The organism is Pseudomonas viciae (assembly GCF_004786035.1).
GTDB lineage: Bacteria > Pseudomonadota > Gammaproteobacteria > Pseudomonadales > Pseudomonadaceae > Aquipseudomonas > Aquipseudomonas viciae.
This window is the reverse complement of the sequence record NZ_CP035088.1, coordinates 1,360,527-1,381,301: the sequence shown is the minus strand read 5'-3', so window position 1 is coordinate 1,381,301 and position 20,775 is coordinate 1,360,527. Positions and strand designations below refer to the sequence as shown.

At 60.4% G+C, this 20,775-nt stretch carries 18 protein-coding genes and 2 tRNA genes; 14 read left to right on the top strand and 6 right to left on the bottom strand.

Translation table 11 applies throughout. From position 1 onward, the window contains the following. Nucleotides 1-3: 3 nt before the first annotated feature. Both EPZ47_RS06300 and dcd read right to left on the bottom strand, forming a co-directional pair. Nucleotides 4-210 carry a hypothetical protein gene (locus tag EPZ47_RS06300; RefSeq protein WP_135844000.1) on the bottom strand — a complete coding sequence of 69 codons (207 nt, stop codon included), beginning with the start codon at nt 208-210 and terminating at the stop codon, nt 4-6. A 100-nt stretch (nt 211-310) separates the two neighbouring features. Next, nucleotides 311-877, bottom strand: coding sequence for a dCTP deaminase (dcd, locus tag EPZ47_RS06295; protein WP_135843999.1), 567 nt, complete (start codon nt 875-877; stop codon nt 311-313). A gap of 354 nt (nt 878-1,231) precedes the next feature. Here dcd and EPZ47_RS06290 point away from each other — a divergent pair, with 354 nt between their 5' ends. After that, nucleotides 1,232-1,441: a cold-shock protein gene (locus EPZ47_RS06290; RefSeq protein ID WP_002554837.1), complete on the top strand. Its 210-nt coding sequence runs from the start codon at nt 1,232-1,234 to the stop codon at nt 1,439-1,441. Nucleotides 1,442-1,637: 196 nt separating this feature from the next. On the opposite strand, the gene EPZ47_RS06285 is transcribed toward EPZ47_RS06290, so the two are convergent. Further along, nucleotides 1,638-2,645, bottom strand: coding sequence for a DUF481 domain-containing protein (locus tag EPZ47_RS06285; RefSeq protein ID WP_135843998.1), 1,008 nt, complete (start codon nt 2,643-2,645; stop codon nt 1,638-1,640). A 155-nt stretch (nt 2,646-2,800) separates the two neighbouring features. Between EPZ47_RS06285 and EPZ47_RS06280 the strand changes: the two genes are divergently transcribed. From EPZ47_RS06280 to EPZ47_RS06265, 4 genes are all read left to right on the top strand, one after another. Further along, entirely contained in the window at nt 2,801-3,154 is a 354-nt protein-coding gene (locus tag EPZ47_RS06280) for an MGMT family protein (RefSeq protein ID WP_135843997.1), read from the top strand. A gap of 44 nt (nt 3,155-3,198) precedes the next feature. Beyond that, nucleotides 3,199-4,758: an AmpG family muropeptide MFS transporter gene (locus tag EPZ47_RS06275; protein WP_135843996.1), complete on the top strand. Its 1,560-nt coding sequence runs from the start codon at nt 3,199-3,201 to the stop codon at nt 4,756-4,758. A 129-nt stretch (nt 4,759-4,887) separates the two neighbouring features. Further along, the gene (locus EPZ47_RS06270; protein WP_135843995.1) at nt 4,888-6,603 is read left to right on the top strand and encodes a proline--tRNA ligase; all 1,716 of its coding nucleotides are present in this window, start codon (nt 4,888-4,890) and stop codon (nt 6,601-6,603) included. Between the two features lie 17 nt (nt 6,604-6,620). Next, on the top strand, nt 6,621-7,574 hold the full coding sequence (locus tag EPZ47_RS06265; RefSeq protein WP_135843994.1) for a hypothetical protein: 954 nt from the start codon (nt 6,621-6,623) through the stop codon (nt 7,572-7,574). 152 nt (nt 7,575-7,726) lie between these two features. Here the strand turns inward: EPZ47_RS06265 and dinB are convergent, their stop codons facing one another. Further along, nucleotides 7,727-8,788: a DNA polymerase IV gene (gene dinB, locus EPZ47_RS06260; RefSeq protein WP_135843993.1), complete on the bottom strand. Its 1,062-nt coding sequence runs from the start codon at nt 8,786-8,788 to the stop codon at nt 7,727-7,729. 283 nt (nt 8,789-9,071) lie between these two features. Here dinB and EPZ47_RS06255 point away from each other — a divergent pair. The 4 genes from EPZ47_RS06255 to EPZ47_RS06240 all read left to right on the top strand — a co-directional run bounded on the left by EPZ47_RS06255 (nt 9,072) and on the right by EPZ47_RS06240 (nt 13,517). Further along, a tRNA-Met gene (locus tag EPZ47_RS06255) sits at nt 9,072-9,148 on the top strand. A 208-nt stretch (nt 9,149-9,356) separates the two neighbouring features. Beyond that, a tRNA-Met gene (locus EPZ47_RS06250) sits at nt 9,357-9,433 on the top strand. Nucleotides 9,434-9,585: 152 nt separating this feature from the next. After that, on the top strand, nt 9,586-12,228 hold the full coding sequence (gene mprF / locus EPZ47_RS06245) for a bifunctional lysylphosphatidylglycerol flippase/synthetase MprF (protein WP_135843992.1): 2,643 nt from the start codon (nt 9,586-9,588) through the stop codon (nt 12,226-12,228). Next, on the top strand, nt 12,228-13,517 hold the full coding sequence (locus EPZ47_RS06240; protein ID WP_135843991.1) for a virulence factor family protein: 1,290 nt from the start codon (nt 12,228-12,230) through the stop codon (nt 13,515-13,517). Before mprF ends, EPZ47_RS06240 begins: the two co-directional genes overlap by 1 nt. Before the next feature lie 197 nt (nt 13,518-13,714). On the opposite strand, the gene EPZ47_RS06235 is transcribed toward EPZ47_RS06240, so the two are convergent. Continuing rightward, nucleotides 13,715-15,556 carry a potassium transporter Kup gene (locus EPZ47_RS06235; RefSeq protein WP_406550157.1) on the bottom strand — a complete coding sequence of 614 codons (1,842 nt, stop codon included), beginning with the start codon at nt 15,554-15,556 and terminating at the stop codon, nt 13,715-13,717. A gap of 333 nt (nt 15,557-15,889) precedes the next feature. On the opposite strand from EPZ47_RS06235, the gene rimO reads away from it, so the two are divergent. The 5 genes from rimO (at nt 15,890) to tsaA (ending at nt 19,864) form a co-directional block, all read left to right on the top strand. After that, nucleotides 15,890-17,230, top strand: a complete 1,341-nt coding sequence (gene rimO, locus EPZ47_RS06225) for a 30S ribosomal protein S12 methylthiotransferase RimO (RefSeq protein ID WP_135843988.1) — start codon at nt 15,890-15,892, stop codon at nt 17,228-17,230. A 140-nt stretch (nt 17,231-17,370) separates the two neighbouring features. Next, nucleotides 17,371-17,844, top strand: a complete 474-nt coding sequence (locus EPZ47_RS06220) for a GNAT family N-acetyltransferase (RefSeq protein ID WP_135843987.1) — start codon at nt 17,371-17,373, stop codon at nt 17,842-17,844. An 82-nt stretch (nt 17,845-17,926) separates the two neighbouring features. After that, nucleotides 17,927-18,637 carry an rRNA pseudouridine synthase gene (locus EPZ47_RS06215; RefSeq protein ID WP_135843986.1) on the top strand — a complete coding sequence of 237 codons (711 nt, stop codon included), beginning with the start codon at nt 17,927-17,929 and terminating at the stop codon, nt 18,635-18,637. Nucleotides 18,638-18,694: 57 nt separating this feature from the next. Beyond that, nucleotides 18,695-19,156: a YehS family protein gene (locus tag EPZ47_RS06210; protein ID WP_135843985.1), complete on the top strand. Its 462-nt coding sequence runs from the start codon at nt 18,695-18,697 to the stop codon at nt 19,154-19,156. 9 nt (nt 19,157-19,165) lie between these two features. Further along, a complete protein-coding gene (gene tsaA / locus EPZ47_RS06205; protein WP_135843984.1) occupies nt 19,166-19,864 on the top strand; it encodes a tRNA (N6-threonylcarbamoyladenosine(37)-N6)-methyltransferase TrmO in 699 nt (232 codons plus the stop codon). Nucleotides 19,865-19,987: 123 nt separating this feature from the next. Here the strand turns inward: tsaA and fpr are convergent, their stop codons facing one another. Then, entirely contained in the window at nt 19,988-20,767 is a 780-nt protein-coding gene (gene fpr / locus EPZ47_RS06200; RefSeq protein ID WP_003184787.1) for a ferredoxin-NADP reductase, read from the bottom strand. Nucleotides 20,768-20,775 lie beyond the last annotated feature (8 nt).

The window sequence follows — 20,775 nt, the reverse complement described above, 5'->3', positions numbered from 1 at the left end:
CGTTCAGGCAACAGGCGCAGGAGGCGGCTCGTCCGGCAGGGTTGGCTCGCCGGGTTCGGTGGGCTCTTCGTTGGGGGTGTCGGGATCAGGCTGGCCGGGGATACCACCCGCCGCTTCGGCAGGATGGGCCAGCAACGACCAGGCCATGACGCCAATCTGATTGGGCTCAAGCTTGGCCAGTTCGGCACTGATTCGCGGATCGATCTTCATAGAGCAACTCCTGGGCGAAGGCCCGTTGCGCTGACGCAAAAACGGGCAGTACACGCAATAGAGTGTCTGCCCGCCCAGGAATTCCAACAGTTCGTCTGAATCAGGTACGCGGTAGCGTCACACCGCGCTGGCCCTGGTATTTACCACCCCGATCCTTGTAGGACACTTCACATTCTTCATCGGACTCAAGGAACAACATCTGCGCTACCCCCTCGTTGGCATAGATTTTCGCCGGCAGGGTCGTGGTGTTGGAGAACTCCAGGGTCACGTGGCCTTCCCACTCCGGTTCCAGCGGCGTGACGTTGACGATGATGCCGCAACGGGCGTAGGTGCTTTTGCCCAGGCAGATGGTCAGCACGTTGCGCGGAATACGGAAGTACTCGACGGTGCGGGCCAGGGCGAAGGAGTTCGGCGGGATGATGCAAACGTCACTCTTGACGTCGACGAAGCTCTTCTCGTCGAAGTTCTTCGGGTCGACGGTGGCCGAATTGATGTTGGTGAACACCTTGAATTCATCGGCACAGCGCACGTCGTAGCCGTAGCTGGAGACGCCGAAGGAAATCAGCCGGTCGGCGCCTTCGCCACGCACCTGGCGCTCGACGAAGGGCTCGATCATGCCGTGCTCTTGCGCCATGCGGCGAATCCACTTGTCCGATTTGATGCTCATGGCGGTTTCCTGAAATAGCGAGGTGGAAAAAATACGTCCAGCATCTTACCGGGGCGCGAGGCCGGGTTCAAAGCGCGGGACGTAAATCTCGCCGATCCACCTTGATTTCCTGGTCCTGACGGCAATACCGCTGGCCGTCAGTCACCAAAACCGAGAAACCTTCGCAAAGACCATTGGCACATTCGGGAAAAAGGGTTAAGGTGACGTCACTGTGTTGCTTGTGTCACTGAGAATCTCTACACGATATGTTGAATTTCGATCCAACCATCTACAAGAATTTTTCCTGCTCTTTGCACTCAGTCTCGGCCAGGGTTCTTCCTGAGTCGCAGTTATCTTTGTTCAAGGAGTTACACCATGTCTAATCGCCAAACTGGTACCGTTAAGTGGTTCAACGATGAAAAAGGCTTCGGCTTCATCACCCCACAATCCGGTGACGACCTGTTTGTTCACTTCAAAGCTATCCAATCCGACGGCTTCAAAAGCCTGAAAGAAGGCCAACAGGTTTCTTTCATCGCTACCCGCGGTCAGAAAGGCATGCAAGCTGAAGAAGTTCAAGTTATCTAACTTGTCCTTGCTTTAGTAAAAAGCCCCGCCCTTAAAAGCGGGGCTTTTTTGTGCCTGTCAGTTTTTGCCAGCGCACAAAAAAACTGTGGGAGCGGGCTTGCTCGCGAAAGCGGCGGATCAGCAACATTAACGTTAGCTGACACACCATTTTCGCGAGCAAGCCTGCTCCCACATTAGGGTCTGTGTTGGCCCTGAATTACCAGGTAACGCCAAACCCGGCCGTGTAACGGGTCTTGCTCAAGTCGCTGTCTTCGGTACCCTCGATGACGTCTTTCTCGGCCTTGAGGTTGAGCGATGCCCAATCGGTAACCTTATAGCGCAAGCCTATCTCTGCGTCGTAGGCGTAATCCGCCACGTCGGACAGCGGCTTGCCCACTTCGCCGTTGGTGAAGAACTCGACGCGCTTGCCAATGAGGTAGCGGTTGTAGTCCCACTTCATGGCGACGGAATAGAAGTTGTCCTTGCCGCCATCACGGTACTCGTAGTCAGTACGGTTGAGCAGCGAACCCAGCGAGAAGGCACCCAGCTCGTCATCCCAGAATTGATAGCCCGGACCGGTACCCACCACACGTTGGCGCGCCAGGTCTTCGACTTTGTCGCGCTTGTAATTCAGACGACCTTGCCAGAACCATTTTTCCGTGAGGAACCGATCGAGGGAATACTCCAGCCTCCAGTTGTCGGCTGACACCACGTCGTCCTGGAATTCACGGTTGTATTCACCTTCGGCAGTGTGCCGCCATCTGCCGTGGCGTGCGGAGGTCTTGAAGTCGATGTCGTAATCATCGGTGTCATTTTCCGCACGCTGATAATCCAGGGCCGCATCGATATTGCCCTTCCACACCAGATCCTCGACCACCGGCTTGGGCTTGAGGATTTGCTGGATGCTGGCCAGCTCAACGGTCTTCGGCGTATCGCCATTGGCCAGGGTCACCTTGCCGTCCTCGGCCGCCTGCAGCGCCTTGGCTTTCTCACCCGTGTAGGCATCCTGCTTGACCAGCAATTGCTGATCACTCTCAAGGGTCTTGACCTGTTTCCAGTCGATGGGAATCGCGCCGGCGTAATCGGTCTGGATCAGCAATTTGCCGCCATCGAAAACGGTGATTTTACCGCTAAGCTTGTCGCCGTTTTTCAACCAGACGGTATCGGCAAGCAAAGGCATGGAGGCGCTGGTGATAGCAAGGCATAGCAAGGTTCTAGACAACATAAGCGATAAAGGGCTCAAGTTTGCGGTGAAAAGGCGGCATTATCCCCCAGGATGACACCTTAGCAACGACTGACCCGAGTATTCGTGATGAGTTCATTTCTCAATCGGCCTGCCAGGAATTAATCTACAGACGGACATCCCTGAGGAACCCTTCCGTGACTGATACCCCCGCGGACAGCGAAAACGCCGCCCAAATCCGCCGCACCACCCTGTATCTGACCCTGGCACAAGTACCGGCCGGCAAGGTCGTCACCTATGGACAGCTTGCCGAAATGGCCGGCCTGGGCCGCGCCGCACGCTGGGTGGGCCGCACCCTCAGCCAACTGCCGAACGACACGAAGCTGCCCTGGCATCGGGTATTGGGCGCCGGCGGTCGGATCAGCCTGCCGGCCGGCAGCGCCTCAGGGGACGAACAACGCGCACGCCTGCGCACGGAAGGGATCAGTGTCCTGAATAATCGTGTTGATATTCAGCGCCATGGCTGGCGCCCGGTAGAGCACAGCGGTTAGAGTGCGCGCTTTGTTTTCGCAATTTTTGAGGCAGACTCCAGCCCATGCCCCGTAAAACCTGGCGCGCCGCCCTCGCCGCCTATGCCAGTCCCTCGACGCTCGTGCTGTTGCTGCTCGGCTTCGCCGCCGGCTTGCCATACATGCTGGTGTTTTCCACGCTTTCGGTTTGGTTGCGTGAGGCCGGCGTGGCCCGCGAAACCATTGGTTACGCAAGCCTGATTGGCTTGGCGTACGCCTTTAAATGGGTCTGGTCGCCACTGCTCGACCAATGGCGCCTGCCGCTGCTGGGTAAACTCGGCCGCCGCCGTTCCTGGCTGGTGCTCTCCCAGGCCCTGGTGATCCTGGGCCTGATCGGCATGGGGTTCTGCGATCCGCAAAAACACCTGTCATGGTTGATAGCCATCGCCGTGATTGTGGCGTTCGCCTCCGCTACCCAAGATATCGCCGTCGACGCCTATCGTCTGGAGATCGCCGACGACACCCGCCAGGCTGCGCTCGCCGCCAGCTACATGTCCGGCTACCGCATCGCCGCATTGCTGGCCACCGCCGGCGCCCTGTTCTTCGCCGAAGGTTTCGGCTCCACCGGCTTCAACTATAAACACTCGGCCTGGGCAGGCACTTACCTGCTGTTCGGCGTGCTGATGGTCCCGGCACTGCTCACCTCGCTGTTCATGCGCGAACCGCCGGTGCCGCTACGCACTCAATTACAGGCTGGACGCTACACGTTCGTCCACCAACTGGCGTCGGTCTTCGTGTTGATCGTACTGCTGGTGTCCGTTCCGGCGATGTTCACCCAGCTCTACAACACGGACTTCGCCAGCGTGCTGTTCGAGGGCGCCAGCCTGCTTGACCTGCTGCTCGAAGACCGCGCGTTCCTGCGGGCCATCCTCTATATCATCCTCACAGCCCTGTGCCTGTCGGCCATGGGCCGCCGCGGGCTGGCCCCGGTGCTGACGCCGGTCAACGACTTCATCCTGCGCTACCGCTGGCAAGCGCTGTTGCTACTCGGGCTGATCGCGACCTACCGGATGTCCGATACCGTCATGGGCGTCATGGCCAACGTGTTCTACATCGACCAAGGCTTCACCAAGGACCAGATCGCCAGCGTCAGCAAGATTTTCGGGCTGATCATGACCCTCGTCGGCGCCGGCATGGGCGGCCTGCTGATCGTACGCTTCGGCATCCTGCCGATCCTGTTCATCGGCGGCGTGGCCTCGGCCGGCACCAACATCCTCTTCCTGATGCTCACCGACATGGGCGCCAACCTGCAGATGCTGATTGTCACCATCTCCCTGGACAACTTCAGCTCGGGCCTGGCCACCTCGGCATTCGTCGCTTATCTGTCGAGCCTGACCAACCTGAAGTTCTCCGCCACCCAATACGCCCTGCTCAGCTCGATCATGCTGTTGCTGCCGCGCCTGATCGGCGGCTATTCCGGGGTGATGGTGGAGAAATTCGGCTATCACAACTTCTTCCTGATCACCGCCCTGCTAGGCGTTCCGACCCTGCTCCTGATTGCCTTGCACTGGTTCCAGGAAAACCGCCGCCAAGGCTTGGAAGCGGCCACGGAGCCGACGCCAACCCGGCCTGCGGAAGAGTCGTAGGAAACTTCAGAAGACGCCGATGAAACCGGCGTCTGTTCCCGGCGACCGGCCACGCGCCTGTACGCCAGGGCATCTCGCCCGTACAATGCTCCGTCACTTCTCGTCATCAGCAACCGACAACGGCCAACCATGCGCACCAGTCAATTTTTGCTCGCCACACAGAAAGAAACGCCTTCCGACGCCGTCGTGATCAGCCATCAGCTGATGCTGCGTGCCGGCATGATCCGCAAACTCGCGTCGGGCCTGTACACCTGGCTGCCGATGGGCCTGCGAGTCATGCGCAAGGTCGAAGCCATCGTTCGCCAGGAGATGGACGCCGCAGGCTCTCTGGAAGTGTTGATGCCGAGCACCCAGCCGGCCGAACTGTGGCAGGAATCGGGACGCTGGGAAGAATACGGCCCCGAGCTGCTGCGCATCAAAGACCGCCACGGTCGCGACTTCTGTGCCGGGCCGACTCACGAAGAAGTGATCACCGACCTGATGCGCAACGAGTTGAGCAGCTATAAGCAACTGCCGATCAACCTGTACCAGATCCAGACCAAATTCCGTGACGAGATCCGTCCACGCTTCGGCTTGATGCGCGGTCGCGAATTCATCATGAAGGACTCCTACTCCTTCCACGCCGACCAGGCGTCGCTACAGATCACCTACGACCGCATGCACCAGGCGTACTGCAACATTTTCACCCGCCTGGGCCTGAAGTTCCGTCCGGTTGAAGCCGACAACGGCTCCATCGGCGGCGCCGGCTCCCACGAATTCCACGTGCTGGCCGAGTCCGGCGAAGACGACATCGTCTTCAGCAACGGCTCCGACTACGCCGCGAACATCGAGAAAGCCGAAGCCGTGCCACGGGAAACTTCCCGCGCGGCACCGAGCGAAGAACTGCGCCTGGTGGATACGCCGAACGCCAAGACCATCGCCCAGCTGGTGGAAGGCCACAACCTGCCGATCGAACGGACCATCAAGACCCTGATCGTGCGCGCGGAAGAAGCCGGCAAGCTGATAGCCCTGATCATCCGTGGCGATCATGAGCTGAACGAAATCAAGGCCGCCAACCAACCTGGCGTCGCCAGCCCGCTGGTCATGGCCAGCGACGCCGAACTGCGCGACGCCATTGGCGCCGGAGCCGGCTCCCTCGGCCCGTTAAACCTGCCGCTGCCGATCATCATCGACCGCTCGGTGGCGTTGATGAGCGACTTCGCCATCGGTGCCAACATCGATGACAAGCACTATTTCGGCGTGAACTGGGAACGCGACCTGCCGGTGCCAACCGTGGCCGACCTGCGCAACGTCGTGGCCGGCGATCCGAGCCCGGACGGCAAGGGCACCCTGGAAATCAAGCGCGGCATCGAAGTCGGGCACATCTTCCAGCTGGGTAACAAGTACAGCAAGGCGATGAAGTGCGAAGTGCTGGGCGAGAACGGCAAGCCGGTCACCCTGGAAATGGGTTGCTACGGTATTGGTGTATCCCGCGTGGTGGCGGCCGCCATCGAGCAGAACAACGACGAGAAAGGCATCATTTGGAGCGACACACTGGCGCCATTCCAGGTTGCCCTGGTGCCGCTGCGCTATGAGACCGATCTGGTTCGCGAAGCCACCGACAAACTCTACGCCGAGCTGACAGCTGCCGGTTTCGAAGTCCTGCTGGACGATCGCGACAAGAAAACCAGCCCCGGCATCAAGTTCGCAGACATGGAACTGATCGGCATCCCGCATCGGATCGTCGTCAGTGACCGCGGCCTGGCCGAAGGCAACCTGGAATACAAGAGCCGCACCGAGGCCGAGCCGCAAGCGCTGCCGGTCGCCGACGTGCTGTCTTTCCTCCAGGCCCGTATCCGCCGCTGACACCAGATAGAGACGTCATGTTCAAGCGAAACACCTTAGGCCTCTGTGGCGCCGCCCTGTGCGGCGCCCTGCTGGTCAGCGGCTGCGCCAACCAACTGTCGCAACGCAGCGAGCACGAAGAGCGGGTCGAGCGCAAACTGCTCGACCATAGCCTGCAGATTGATGTGGGCGAGCCCAAGGCGCTCGACCTGCCGCAGCGCCGTGTACGAATCAATGAGCAGAAGACCTTCGAAGTCACCGAATTCGAGGTCACGCGCCGTTACGATCGCTACACGCCGTATCAGCCTTGGCGGGAAGTCTACGAAATCCCCCTGGGAGCGGTGGCCGTGGTGGCCGGCGTCGGCGCGAACGTGGTCAATGTGTTTGCCCTGGGCAACCTGCCGGACTCCGTCACCCGTGACTGGATCAGCTACGGTTTCGCCGGGCTCAACCCGTTCATGAACGTACCATCCCATGGCCGGGCCCAGCAGAACCTGGCAGGCATCGACGAAGTCCAGCGCGACAAGCGCACCGAACACTCGAGCCTGCCCTGGAGCGAACGCCCGGTGCAGGTCAAGGCCGCCCGGCAGACCTTCGAATTGAGCACCGATCGCAACGGTGTGCTGCGCTTGAACCTGCTGGAAAGCCCGTTCGCCGAGCAGGACCTCAGCCAATTTGGCAAATTGCAGATCAGCGTGACGGACGCCCAGGACGAAGTGCACACCGACTCATCCCTGAGCATCAGCAGCACTTTGCGCAGCAAACTGGTGGAAGCCCACGCATTGATCTACGACGACCTGGAAGACGACGAAGTGAGCCAATGGGTTCACCGGGTCAAGCGCCTGTCGGAGCTGGGACTTGAAGAAGAGGCCAGCGAACTGGAACAGAGCCTGATCGAACTGACCCGCAATGATCCGGAGTTGCAGAGCGAGTTCATGAAAGCACTGACCAAGGATGGCGGGCGGTTGGTGGCGGACCCGGGCGCGAACTGAAATGCCCCTGTAGCAAGGGATTGTGTGGGAGATCTGTGGGAGCAAGGCTTGCCCGCGATGGCGGTCTCAGGGATGCGATCGCGAGCAAGCTTTGCTCCCACAAAATTCCCTTACCACAAGGACCGCGCCAAGCAGGGCATTCATCGGCAGCCTCACCGCTCAAACAACTCCAACTGCTCAAACCCACCGCGCAAATCTTCCAGCCGTACCCCAATCCCCAACAACCGCACCGGCTTGCCGCCACGGTTGAACGCCTGGGTCAATAACAGCTGGTAGCTGCCCAGGTCCCGCCCTGCCCCGGCCTGCTCCAGCGTGGTCTGGGTGAAGTCATGGAATTTCACTTTGACGAACGGCTTGCCCGGGCGATAGCTGTCGTCGATCCGCGCCATGCGCCCGCTGAGGGTTTGCATCAGTTCCGGAAGTTTTTCGAGGCAGCTCACCAGATCGGGCAGGTCGACGTCGTAGGTGTTTTCAACACTGATGGACTGCCGTCGACTGTCGTTGTGTACCAGACGCTCATCAATACCGCGGGCCAGGCTCCAGAGCCGTTCGCCAAAACTGCCGAATTCGCGCACCAGCGCCAGCTTGTCCCATTGGCGCAGCTGCTGGCAGTCAACAATACCGAGCCTGTTCAGCTTGTCGGCGGTGACCTTGCCCACGCCGTGGAGCTTGCTGACCGGCAGGGCCGAGACGAAGTCCTCGACCTGATCCGGGGTGATGACGAACAGGCCATTGGGCTTTTTCCAATCGCTGGCGATCTTGGCCAGGAACTTGTTCGGCGCGACGCCAGCGGAGACAGTGATGTGCAACTGATTGGAAACCCGTCGACGAATGTCCTGGGCGATGCGAGTGGCGCTGCCACCAAAATGGGCGCTGGCGGAGACATCCAGGTAAGCCTCGTCCAGGGACAACGGCTCGATCAGGTCGGTGTAATCGCTGAAAATCGTATGAATTTCCTTCGAAGCTTCTCGATAGGCATCCATCCGCGGCTTGACGATGGTCAGGTCCGGGCAGAGCTTCAAGGCATGACCGGATGACATGGCCGAACGCACACCGTAAGCCCGCGCTTCATAGTTACACGTGGCAATCACTCCCCGCCGATCCGCCGAGCCGCCGACTGCCAGGGGCTTGCCAGCCAGCCGCGGGTCATCGCGCATCTCGATAGCGGCATAGAAACAGTCACAGTCGACGTGGATGATTTTACGTTGCGTCATAAAGGAAGCGGAGTGTGCGACGAATCGGGTTATCAGTATCGCATCGGTACCTGTATATAGCACCAGTAGTTTGAAAGATCCTTCACCGAGGCCGGAAAGAACCTACATAAATTCATTTCCTCAATCGCAACGAACCACCCGATAGAGCGCCAGCCCTTGCCAGGCCTGCGTCACAGCGCTGTCACAATGCCTTTGAGCGAGGCTAAGCGATTGAAGCGGAACAGGTTTTTATGGGACCTGGGTTGACAGCTGTTCGATTCTCTGTAGAATGCCGACACACAGACGCGGGATGGAGCAGTCTGGTAGCTCGTCGGGCTCATAACCCGAAGGTCGTCGGTTCAAATCCGGCTCCCGCAACCAAACATCAAAAAAGGCTACTCGAAAGAGTGGCCTTTTTTGTGCGCGCCTGTTTTGCCACGCTGGATGGGATCACTACACACAAAGGCGAAAGCTGTAGGACAATTTCCTTTTGATTTCGAGCATTTACACCGATTGGCCGTTTATTTGATCCCACGACCTTTTAACGGTTGACACTCAAGCGTTCGCCTGTAGAATGCCGCCACACAGACGCGGGATGGAGCAGTCTGGTAGCTCGTCGGGCTCATAACCCGAAGGTCGTCGGTTCAAATCCGGCTCCCGCAACCAAATATCAAGAAAGGCTACTCGAAAGAGTGGCCTTTTTTTGTGTGTGGCGAAAAAGACTACATTACAAAGATTTTGTAATTATTTTCCTCCGCAGGGATTGGTAACTTGGCTGGATACCCCCATCCTGTCGCGCATAGCTCAAGAGGTGATTGATGCGCGCTCACTCGTCTGACCCGCAAGATACAGTTTCTGCGATACAACCGATCAAGGCCGAGCGTTTGCGCTGGCTGGACCGGATCAGTCAATACCGCCAACCTATCGGCCTAGCCGTCACGCTGCTGCTGTTCGCGATTGCTCTGATTGCCTGTCGTCACCTGCTGAGCGAGCTCGATCTCTACGCCCTGCACGACTCGATTCTGGAAGTGCCACGACCGGCGCTGCTCGGTGCGTTCGCCGCCACAGTGGCTGGCTTTATCATCCTGCTGGGTTATGAGTGGTCCGCCAGCCGCTATGCTGGCGTGACGCTGCCGCCGCAAACCATGATCCTGGGTGGATTCACTGCGTTTGCCATTGGCAATGCCATCGGCCTGTCACTGCTGTCGGGCGGCTCGGTGCGCTACCGTCTGTATGCCCGCCACGGCCTGGGGGCATCGGATGTCGCCCACATGACCTTGTTCGCCAGCCTGTCCCTGGGCTGCGCGCTGCCACCCTTGGCCGCCCTGGCAACGCTCAGTAACTTGCCCGCCGCGTCTGTCGCACTGCACTTGCCGGCCACCTTGCTGGGGGCGATTTCCGTGGCGGTGCTGCTGCTCACCTGTGTGCTGGCCATCGGCATTTATCGTCGACGCCTGCCAGAGCAGCCCTATCGCGACGCCCTTCTGGTCAAGGCCGGCCGCCGCACGCTGCGCATGCCGGGCCGACGCCTGACGCTCCTGCAATTGGTCATCACCGCGCTGGATGTCGCGGCTGCCGCTACAGTGCTGTATTTGTTGCTGCCTGAAGCACCGCCCTTCGGCGCGTTCCTGCTGGTGTACTTGCTGGCGCTGGCCGCCGGGGTGCTCAGTCATGTGCCTGGCGGGGTCGGGGTATTCGAAGCGATCCTGCTGGCCGCGTTTGCCGACAAGCTGGGGGCCGCGCCACTGGCCGCCGCCCTGCTGCTGTATCGCTTGATCTACGTCCTGCTGCCGATGCTGGTGGCCTGTGTGCTGTTGCTGATCAACGAGGCACAACGACTGTTCCAGACCCGCCAGACCCTGCGGGCAGCCTCGGGTTTCGCAGCGCCGATCCTGGCGGTGCTGGTGTTCCTTTCGGGTGTGGTACTGCTGTTTTCCGGCGTGACACCGGAAATCGATACCCGCCTGGAGCACATCGGTTTCCTGATCCCTCATCGGCTGGTGGACGCGTCGCACCTCGGCGCCAGCCTGGTGGGCGTGCTCTGCCTGTTGCTCGCCCAAGGCCTGCGCCGTCGCCTGTCAGCCGCCTGGATGCTGACCACCGTGTTGCTTCTAGTGGGCGCCCTGCTCTCGCTGCTCAAAGGCTTCGACTGGGAAGAAGCCACCCTGCTGACGCTGACAGCCGCCCTGCTGGCGGTGTTCCGACGTTCCTTTTATCGTCCGAGCCGCCTGACCGAGCTGCCATTTTCCCCGCTGTTCCTGATCGCCAGCCTCTGTGTGCTCGGTGCGTCGACCTGGTTGCTGCTGTTTGCCTACCAGGACGTTCCCTACAGCCATCAACTCTGGTGGCAGTTCACCCTCGATGCCGACGCTCCTCGCGGCCTGCGCTCGCTGCTGGGCGCCGCGGTACTGCTGGTGGTGGTATCCCTGACCTGGCTGCTGCGCACTGCTCGTCCGGTGATCCATTTACCGACGGCTGATGAACTGGAGCGGGCCAAGACGATTCTCATGACGTCTTCGCAACCCGACGGTGGCCTGGCCCTGACCGGTGACAAGGCACTGCTGTTTCACCCCAATGACGAGGCGTTCCTGATGTACGCCCGCCGTGGCCGCAGCCTGGTGGCGCTGTACGACCCGATCGGGCCGACCCAGCAACGAGCCGAAATGATCTGGCAGTTCCGCGACCTGTGTGACATCCACCATGCCCGCCCGGTGTTCTATCAGGTGCGTGCCGAGAACCTGCCCTACTACATGGACATTGGCCTGACGGCGATCAAGCTGGGCGAGGAAGCACGGGTCGATCTCAAGCGCTTCGATCTCGAAGCCAAGGGCAAAGAGATGAAGGACTTGCGCTATACCTGGAACCGCGGCACCCGTGATGGCCTATCGCTGGAGATCCACGAGCCGGGCCAGGCGCCGATGGAGGAGCTCAAGGTCATTTCCGATGCCTGGCTGACCGGCAAGAACGTGCGCGAGAAAGGTTTCTCCCTGGGCCGCTTCAGCGACGACTACCTCAAGCATTTTCGCATCGCGGTGATTCGTTTCGAAGGCCGCCCGGTTGCATTCGCCAACCTGCTGGAGACCCACAGCCACGATCTGGCCAGCCTCGATCTGATGCGCGCCCACCCCGAAGCCCCGAAGCTGACCATGGAATTCATGATGGTCGGCCTCATCCAACACTATAAAAACCATGACTACGCCCGCTTCAGCCTCGGCATGGTCCCGCTGTCGGGCCTGCAACCGCGTCGCGGCGCGCCGCTGACCCAACGCCTGGGTTCAATGGTGTTCCGCCGTGGCGAGCAGCTCTACAATTTCCAAGGGCTGCGCCGCTTCAAAGACAAATTCCAGCCTGACTGGGAACCTCGTTACATGGCCGTCCCCGCCGGACTCGATCCGCTGGTGGCGCTGGCCGATACCGCTGCCCTGATTGCAGGCGGCCTGACTGGATTGGTGAAACGCTGATGATTCAACGCTCCTGGCGATACGTAATGGCCGCCCTGCTGGTGCTGGCGGTGATTCTCGGTGGCGGTTACTGGTACTGGAACCGCCCGGCCCCGGAACCGACCCTGGAACAACTGGCCCCCGTGGATGGCACAGCGATGACCCGGGTCATCCCTGGCACCAAGCCCCGCGCCCAGGTGCTGGTGGCGGTCAATGAAGAGCAAAAGCTCAGCGACACGCAACTGGCGACCCTCAGCCGCAGCGGCTCGGCGCAGATCGTCCAGGTGATCCTGCCCAAGGACTGCATGCTCCAAGGCCGCGCCTTGCAGACGGGTCTGCGGCAGCTTCAGGGCCCCGCCACGCTGGTCAGCGGCATCGGCCCTGGCGCCGTGCTGGCCTGGCGTTGGCTGGCCGAGCAGAAGGATGACAAGGCCAAGGCCGTATCGGTGGACCTGGCCCTGGAAAAACCCGGCTGTACCCACCTGTTACCTAAAAGCGCGGCCCACGGTCACTGGCTGGTGGCCTGGAACGATAACCCTGACGACACCAGCGCCGGTTTCGTACGGGATCAGAAAAATGCCGAAACCAGCATCAGCGACTACGACATCAACCTGCCGCAAGTGCTGAACAACGAACTGCGCAAAATCCTGGTGGGCACCGACAAGGCCAAGGGCGGCCTGAGCATTCCGGTGGTAGAAGTCCCCGCCAGCCAGACAAAGGATACCGTGACCCTGTTCCTCTCCGGAGACGGCGGCTGGCGTGACCTGGACCGTGACGTGGCCGATGAAATGGCCAAGATCGGCTACCCGGTGGTCGGCATCGATACCCTGCGTTACTACTGGCAGCACAAGAGCCCGGAGCAGAGTGCGGCGGACCTCACCGAACTGATGCAGCACTACCGCCAGGTCTGGGGCACCAAGCGCTTTATCCTGACCGGCTACTCCTTCGGTGCCGACGTGCTGCCGGCGATCTACAACCGCTTGCCGGCCACCGAGCAACAGCGGGTCGATGCGATCATCCTGTTGGCCTTTGCCCGCACTGGCAGCTTCGAGATCGAGGTTGAAGGCTGGCTCGGCAACGCCGGCACTGAAGCCGCCACTGGCCCGGAAATGGCCAAGCTGCCTGCCGAGAAAGTGGTGTGCATCTATGGTGGCGAAGAGGCCGACGAAAGCGGTTGCACCGACAAGACCGCCGTGGGCGAAGTCATCAAACTGCCTGGCGGCCACCACTTTGACGAAAACTACCCGGCCCTGGCCAAGCGCCTGGTGGACGAGATCAATAAGCGGCAGACCAAGGTTGCCGAGCAGTGATCTGATACACGCTTAACGAGAAGCCCCTGCAGCCTTATGGCTGCCGGGGCTTTTTTGTGGCCGCTCGGCTTGCACACACCTCTTTATGGGAGCGGGCTTGCTCGCTCCCATAAAGTTTTTGGTTTGGTATCAGCATATGTATCACCCACAAAAAAAGCCCCCGCTACCGCCAGGCAACGGGGGCTTTTGCCCAGTTTTTACATCTCGACCTGCGTTCCCAACTCAATCACCCGGTTCAGTGGCAGATTGAAGAAGCGCAAGTTGCCATTGGCATTTTTCAGCATGAAGGCGAACAGCAACTCGCGCCAGCGGGCCATGCCCTCGAGCTTGGAGGCGATGACGGTCTCGCGGCTGAGGAAGTAGGTGGTGCGCATCGGGCTGAAGTCCAGGTCATCCAGATGGCAAAGCTTGAGCGCCTGCGGGACGTCCGGCTCGTCGGTAAAGCCGAAATGCAGGATCACCCGGAAGAACCCTTCGCCATAGGCATCGACCTCGAAGCGCCGTTGCGGCGGGACCCGGGGAATGTCTTCGTACACCACCGTCAGCAGCACCACCTGCTCGTGCAGCACCTGGTTGTGCAGCAGGTTGTGCAACAGCGCATGGGGCACGGCGTCCGGGCGCGCGGTCAGGAACACGGCGGTGCCCTGTACGCGATGGGGCGGTTGCACGCGAATACTGCTAATGAAGATCGGCAGCGGCAACGCGCCTTCGTCCAATCGATCCACCAGCAATTCCTTGCCACGCTTCCAGGTGGTCATCAGAACGAACAGCACGATTCCCGCCAACACCGGAAACGCACCGCCCTGCACAATTTTCGGGACGTTGGCGGCGAAGAACAGACCATCCACCAATAGGAAACCTACCAGCAGCGGCACCGTCAGCAGAGGCGGCCATTTCCACAGCAGCAACGCCACCGCCGACACCAGAATGCTGGTAATCAACATGGTTCCGGTCACCGCCACGCCATAGGCCGACGCCAAGGCACCGGACGACTCGAAGCCGAGCACCAACAGGATCACACCCACCATCAACGCCCAGTTCACCGCACCAATGTAGATCTGGCCCTGCTCGGCGCTGGAGGTGTGCTGGATATGCATGCGCGGAATGTACCCGAGCTGGATGGCCTGCCGTGTCAGCGAGAACGCGCCGGAAATCACTGCTTGCGAGGCGATCACGGTGGCGAGGGTCGAGAGCACCACCAGGGGTATCAGGGCCCAGTCCGGCGCCAACAGATAGAACGGATTGCGCGCGGCCTCCGGATTTTCCAACAGCAAGGCGCCCTGGCCGAAATAATTGAGCACCAGCCCCGGCAGCACAAGGGCGAACCAGGCCCGCGCAATCGGTTTACGACCGAAGTGGCCCATGTCCGCATACAAGGCTTCAGCGCCGGTCAAAGCCAATACCACAGCGCCCAGAATGGCGACGCCTACCCCCGGATGGACAATAAAAAAGCGCACGCCCCAGGCCGGATTCAAGGCATTGAGCACTTCTGGATGTTGAACGATGCCGTGGACGCCCAGGCCCCCAAGAACCACGAACCACAACACCATCACCGGCCCGAACAATTTGCCGATCCGGTCGGTTCCGTGCTTCTGAATCAGAAAAAGCCCCACCAGGATCACCAGCGACATGGGCACGACCCAGTGCTCCAGACCATCGAAGGCCACCTCCAACCCCTCTACCGCTGACAACACGGAAATTGCCGGGGTAATCATGCTGTCGCCATAAAACAGCGAGGCACCGATCAGCCCGAGAATCACCAGCACAGTGCGCAACCTGGGATAGGCGGCTGACGCCCGCCGGGCCAGCGCCGTCAGCGACATGATGCCGCCCTCGCCCTGGTTGTCGGCCCGCAGGATGAACAGCACGTATTTGATCGAGACCACCCAGATCAGCGACCAGAAGATCAGCGCCAGGATTCCGAACACGCCGTCATGGTTGACTTGCACGCCATATTGGCCGGAAAACACTTCCTTGATGGTGTACAAGGGACTGGTGCCAATGTCTCCATAAACCACCCCGGCCGCCGCCACCAGCATGCTTATTGGCTTGGCCGCACCATGCGCGGCACCCGACGACCGACTCTCTGCCTGCTCCATCCAACACTCCCGTTACCTGATCCGGCTTCCTGGAAAGAAGCACTACGCTTAACCTTGCACCTGCGCCACCTAACTTCCTGTTACAGATTATTGTTTGACTGTAAATTTTCAGTGGCCGCAAAGGCGCGAAGCATAGCGCAGCACTCGTCGTATTTCCCGGTATAAAGCTGGTCAAGTGCGTCGACCATGGATAGAATTGCGCACTTTTTGATCAGAGGCGCGTCAGGCGCCCTGTCTCGGCAAGAGACGATCCCCCCTACACCGAGGTTAGACATGTCCACCACTACCGCGCCAGCCAATCCGAAGGTTGGCTTCGTATCCCTGGGTTGCCCGAAAGCTCTGGTCGACTCCGAGCGCATCCTGACCCAGCTGCGCATGGAAGGCTATGACGTTGTGTCCACGTATCAGGACGCCGATGTGGTGGTGGTCAACACCTGCGGTTTCATCGATTCGGCCAAGGCCGAGTCCCTGGAAGTGATCGGCGAGGCCATCAAGGAAAACGGCAAGGTCATCGTCACCGGTTGCATGGGCGTGGAAGAAGGCAACATCCGCAACGTGCACCCGAGCGTGCTGGCCGTGACCGGTCCGCAGCAGTACGAGCAGGTGGTCAATGCCGTGCATGACGTGGTACCTCCACGCCAGGACCACAACCCGCTGATCGACCTGGTGCCGCCGCAAGGCATCAAGCTGACCCCGCGCCACTACGCGTACCTGAAGATTTCCGAGGGCTGCAACCACAGCTGCAGCTTCTGCATCATCCCGTCGATGCGCGGCAAACTGGTGAGCCGTCCAGTGGGCGATGTGCTCGACGAAGCCCAACGCCTGGTCAAGGCCGGCGTCAAGGAACTGCTGGTGATCTCCCAGGACACCAGCGCCTACGGTGTCGACGTGAAATACCGCACCGGCTTCTGGAACGGCGCGCCGGTGAAAACCCGCATGACCGAACTGTGCGAAGCCCTCAGCACCCTCGGCGTCTGGGTCCGCCTGCATTACGTCTACCCGTACCCGCATGTCGACGAACTGATCCCGCTGATGGCCGCTGGCAAAATCCTGCCGTACCTGGACATTCCGTTCCAGCACGCCAGCCCAAAAGTCCTCAAGGCCATGAAGCGTCCGGCGTTCGAAGACAAGACCCTGGCTCGCATCAAGAACTGGCGGGAAATCTGCCCGGACCTGATCATCCGCTCGACCTTCATCGTCGGCTTCCCGGGTGAAACCGAAGAAGACTTCCAGTACCTGCTGGACTGGCTGACCGAAGCCCAACTCGATCGCGTCGGCTGCTTCCAGTACTCCCCTGTCGAAGGCGCACCGGCCAACGACTTGGATTTGGATGTGGTGCCGGACGACGTCAAGCAGGACCGTTGGGACCGCTTCATGGCGCACCAGCAGGCCATCAGCTCGGCCCGCCTGCAAATGCGCATCGGCCGCGAAATCGAAGTGCTGGTCGATGAAGTGGACGAGCAAGGCGCCGTGGGCCGCTGCTTCTTCGACGCCCCGGAAATCGACGGCAACGTGTTCATCGACAACGGCAGTAACCTCAAGCCGGGCGACAAGGTCTGGTGCAAGGTGACCGACGCCGACGAGTACGACTTGTGGGCTGAACAGATCGGTTGATCTGCCGCGCTCTACAGGCTCCCACAGGTTCTTTCACAGCCGAAAAATTTGAAAAGCCCCGCTATCCTCACAAGATACGGGGCTTTTTTACGGCTATCGTATGAAGAAACCCAGGAATCCAGCACAAGGAACAGGCGGGCATGCGTCAGCATTCGGTCATCCACACACCCAAAACCAGCGACTACCAGGAACTGACCCAGGTCTGGGAGGCTTCGGTGCGGGCCACCCATGACTTTCTGCCGGACAGTTACATCGAACTGCTGAAAAACCTGGTGCTCACCCGTTACCTGGATGCGGTGATGCTCATCTGCACACGAGACGCTCGCCAGCGGATTACCGGTTTCGCCGGTGTCGCGGCCGGCAAGATCGAGATGCTGTTCATCGACCCACAACACCGTGGCCAGGGCCTGGGCAAACAACTGCTGCACTACGCCATGGAACACCTGAACGCCGATCAACTGGACGTCAACGAACAGAACCCGCAAGCCCTGGGTTTTTACCTCAAGCAAGGGTTCGAAGTGGTTGGGCGTTCGGCACGGGACGGCATGAACCAGCCTTACCCACTGCTGCACATGCGCTATAAGCAACCCGACTTGAAGGCCCAACGCGGCTAAAAGCCACACGGCGCAAATGGACCCGCGATTAACCGGCGCCAGGCAGGTACAATGCCCACCCTCTTTTTGTTACGGCCCTGTCATGACTGACCCGATTCGTCTCTCCAAACGCCTCATCGAACTCGTCGGCTGTTCCCGTCGGGAGGCTGAGCTGTTCATCGAGGGCGGCTGGGTCACCGTGGATGGCGAAGTGATCGATGAACCGCAGTTCAAGGTCACCACCCAGAAAGTCGAACTCGACCCCGAGGCCAAGGCCACCGCGCCAGAGCCGGTGACGATCCTGCTGAACGTGCCGGCAGGCACCGATGTGGACACTGCGATGGCCTCCCTGGGGCCACAGACCCTGAGCGAAGAACATCGCTTCAGCAAGCGGCCACTCAAGGGCCACTTCCTGCGCCTGACCGCCAGCGCCGACCTGCAGGCCAACGCCAGCGGGCTGCTGGTGTTCACCCAGGACTGGAAGATTTTGCGCAAGCTCACCGCCGATGCCGCCAAGATCGAGCAGGAATACGTGGTGGAAGTCGAGGGCGAGATGGTCGCCCACGGCCTCAACCGCCTGAACCACGGGCTGACCTACAAAGGCAAGGAACTGCCAGCGGTCAAGGCCAGTTGGCAAAACGAGAACCGCTTGCGCTTTGCCATGAAAAACCCACAACCGGGCGTGATCGCCCTGTTCTGCCAGGCGGTCGGCCTCAAGGTGGTCGCCATTCGCCGCATCCGCATCGGCGGCGTGTCCATCGGCAAGGTGCCGTTGGGCCAGTGGCGCTACCTGTCCGCCAAAGAGAAATTCTAATTTTCCGGCGCCCCGCCGAGCCGGGGCGCCCATTGCCGATTGATCAGGATTGCACACATGATTCACAACGACGTACTGCGCAGCGTGCGCTACATGCTCGACATCAGCGACAAGAAAGTCATCGAGATCATCAAGCTGGGCGGCCTGGAAGTCTCCCTGGCGGACCTGACAGGCTACCTCAAGAAAGATGAGGAAGAAGGCTTCGTGTTCTGCCCTGACGACGTCATGGCGCATTTTCTCGACGGCCTGGTGATCTTCAAGCGCGGCAAGGACGAAAGCCGTCCGCCGCAGCCGATCGAAGTGCCGGTGACCAATAACATCATCCTCAAAAAGCTGCGGGTGGCCTTCGAGCTGAAAGAGGACGACATGCACGCCATCCTCAAGGCTGCCGAGTTCCCGGTGTCCAAGCCGGAACTGAGCGCGCTGTTCCGCAAATTCGGCCACACCAACTACCGCCCGTGTGGCGACCAGTTGCTGCGCAACTTCCTCAAGGGCCTGACGCTGCGCGTTCGCGGCTGATCCCAGCCAATGACCCATACCGTCTCCCCCATCGGCTTCGTCCGCTCCTGTTTCAAGGAGAAGTTCGCCATCCCCCGTCAACCGCAACTGGCCCCGGCCGCACGCGGTGTGCTGGAGCTGGTGGCGCCGTTCGATCAGGGTGATGCGGTGCAGGGGCTGGAGCAGGTCAGTCATGTCTGGCTGCTGTTCCTGTTCCATCAGGCCCTGGAAGACAAGCCACGCTTGAAGGTGCGGCCACCGCGCCTGGGCGGCAATAAGTCCATGGGGGTGTTCGCCACCCGCGCCACCCACCGTCCCAACGGCATCGGCCAGTCGGTGGTGAAGCTGGAACGGGTCGAAGCCGGACGCCTGTGGATCTCCGGTATTGATTTGCTGGACGGCACGCCAGTGCTCGACATCAAGCCCTACGTGCCCTACGCCGACATCATCGGCTCGGCGTCCAACACCATCGCCAGTGCAGCGCCTGAGCCGATCCCCGTGCAATGGGCGGATACCGCCCTGCTACAAGCTCAAGATCACGCCACGCGCCTGGAAGAGCCCTTGGTGGCGCTGATCGAACAGTGCCTGGCCCAAGACCCACGCCCTGCGTACCAGATTCCCACAGCCGAGCGGGAATATGGCGCGCAGTTCTGGGATCTGGACGTGCGCTGGCATTACCCGCAGCCAAGGTTGATCCGGGTCCTGGAAGTGATTCCGGCGAAATCGTAACCGCCAGACACGAAAAAGCCCGCGCAGCCTTCTTAAGGCAGCGCGGGCTTTTTTGTGGGGTTACTGTAGGGATCGAGTCGCCTTCTTCGCGAGCAAGCCCGCTCCCCCCTTATCCAAACAGGCTTACTTCTCTACAAACGCCCGCTCGATCAGGTAATCACCCGGCTCACGCATACGCGGCGAAACGGTCAGGCCGAAGCTGTTGAGCACTTCGCTGGTCTCATCGAGCATGCTCGGGCTACCGCACAACATGGCGCGGTCGTCCTGCGGGTTGATCGGCGGCAGACCGATGTCGCGGAACAGTTTGCCGCTGCGCATCAGGTCGGTCAGGCGACCTTCGTTCTCGAACGGCTCGCGGGTCACGGTCGGGTAGTAGATCAGCTTGTCACGCAGCGCTTCGCCGAAGAACTCGTTCTGCGGCAGATGCTCGGTGATGAATTCGCGGTAAGCGACTTCATTGACGTAACGCACGCCGTGGCACAGGATCACTTTTTCGAAACGCTCGTAGGTTTCCGGATCCTGGATGACGCTCATGAACGGCGCCAGGCCGGTACCGGTGCTGAGCAGGTACAAATGCTTGCCAGGCTTGAGGTCGTCCAGCACCAGCGTGCCGGTAGGCTTCTTGCTGATGATGATCTCGTCGCCTTCCTTCAGGTGCTGCAACTGGGAAGTCAGCGGGCCATCAGGCACCTTGATGCTGAAGAACTCGAGATGCTCTTCCCAGTTCGGGCTGGCAATCGAGTAAGCGCGCATGAGCGGGCGGCCGTTGGGCTGTTGCAGGCCGATCATCACGAACTGGCCGTTCTCGAAGCGCAGGCCCGGATCGCGGGTGCACTTGAAGCTGAACAGAGTGTCGTTCCAGTGATGAACACTGAGGACACGCTCGTGGTTCATGTTGCTCATGTACGGTG

Coding starts and splice junctions, on each gene's coding strand:
- mprF (WP_135843992.1), top strand. CDS start 9,586: ATGCGCGCTCACTCGTCTGACCCGCAAGATACAGTTTCTGCGATACAA.
- EPZ47_RS06235 (WP_406550157.1), bottom strand. CDS start 15,556: ATGCTGGTGGCGGCGGCCGGGGTGGTTTATGGAGACATTGGCACCAGT.
- dcd (WP_135843999.1), bottom strand. CDS start 877: ATGAGCATCAAATCGGACAAGTGGATTCGCCGCATGGCGCAAGAGCAC.
- EPZ47_RS06215 (WP_135843986.1), top strand. CDS start 17,927: ATGACTGACCCGATTCGTCTCTCCAAACGCCTCATCGAACTCGTCGGC.
- EPZ47_RS06265 (WP_135843994.1), top strand. CDS start 6,621: ATGTTCAAGCGAAACACCTTAGGCCTCTGTGGCGCCGCCCTGTGCGGC.
- tsaA (WP_135843984.1), top strand. CDS start 19,166: ATGACCCATACCGTCTCCCCCATCGGCTTCGTCCGCTCCTGTTTCAAG.
- EPZ47_RS06275 (WP_135843996.1), top strand. CDS start 3,199: ATGCCCCGTAAAACCTGGCGCGCCGCCCTCGCCGCCTATGCCAGTCCC.
- EPZ47_RS06290 (WP_002554837.1), top strand. CDS start 1,232: ATGTCTAATCGCCAAACTGGTACCGTTAAGTGGTTCAACGATGAAAAA.
- EPZ47_RS06285 (WP_135843998.1), bottom strand. CDS start 2,645: ATGTTGTCTAGAACCTTGCTATGCCTTGCTATCACCAGCGCCTCCATG.
- EPZ47_RS06220 (WP_135843987.1), top strand. CDS start 17,371: ATGCGTCAGCATTCGGTCATCCACACACCCAAAACCAGCGACTACCAG.
- dinB (WP_135843993.1), bottom strand. CDS start 8,788: ATGACGCAACGTAAAATCATCCACGTCGACTGTGACTGTTTCTATGCC.
- rimO (WP_135843988.1), top strand. CDS start 15,890: ATGTCCACCACTACCGCGCCAGCCAATCCGAAGGTTGGCTTCGTATCC.
- EPZ47_RS06300 (WP_135844000.1), bottom strand. CDS start 210: ATGAAGATCGATCCGCGAATCAGTGCCGAACTGGCCAAGCTTGAGCCC.
- fpr (WP_003184787.1), bottom strand. CDS start 20,767: ATGAGCAACATGAACCACGAGCGTGTCCTCAGTGTTCATCACTGGAAC.
- EPZ47_RS06240 (WP_135843991.1), top strand. CDS start 12,228: ATGATTCAACGCTCCTGGCGATACGTAATGGCCGCCCTGCTGGTGCTG.
- EPZ47_RS06210 (WP_135843985.1), top strand. CDS start 18,695: ATGATTCACAACGACGTACTGCGCAGCGTGCGCTACATGCTCGACATC.
- EPZ47_RS06270 (WP_135843995.1), top strand. CDS start 4,888: ATGCGCACCAGTCAATTTTTGCTCGCCACACAGAAAGAAACGCCTTCC.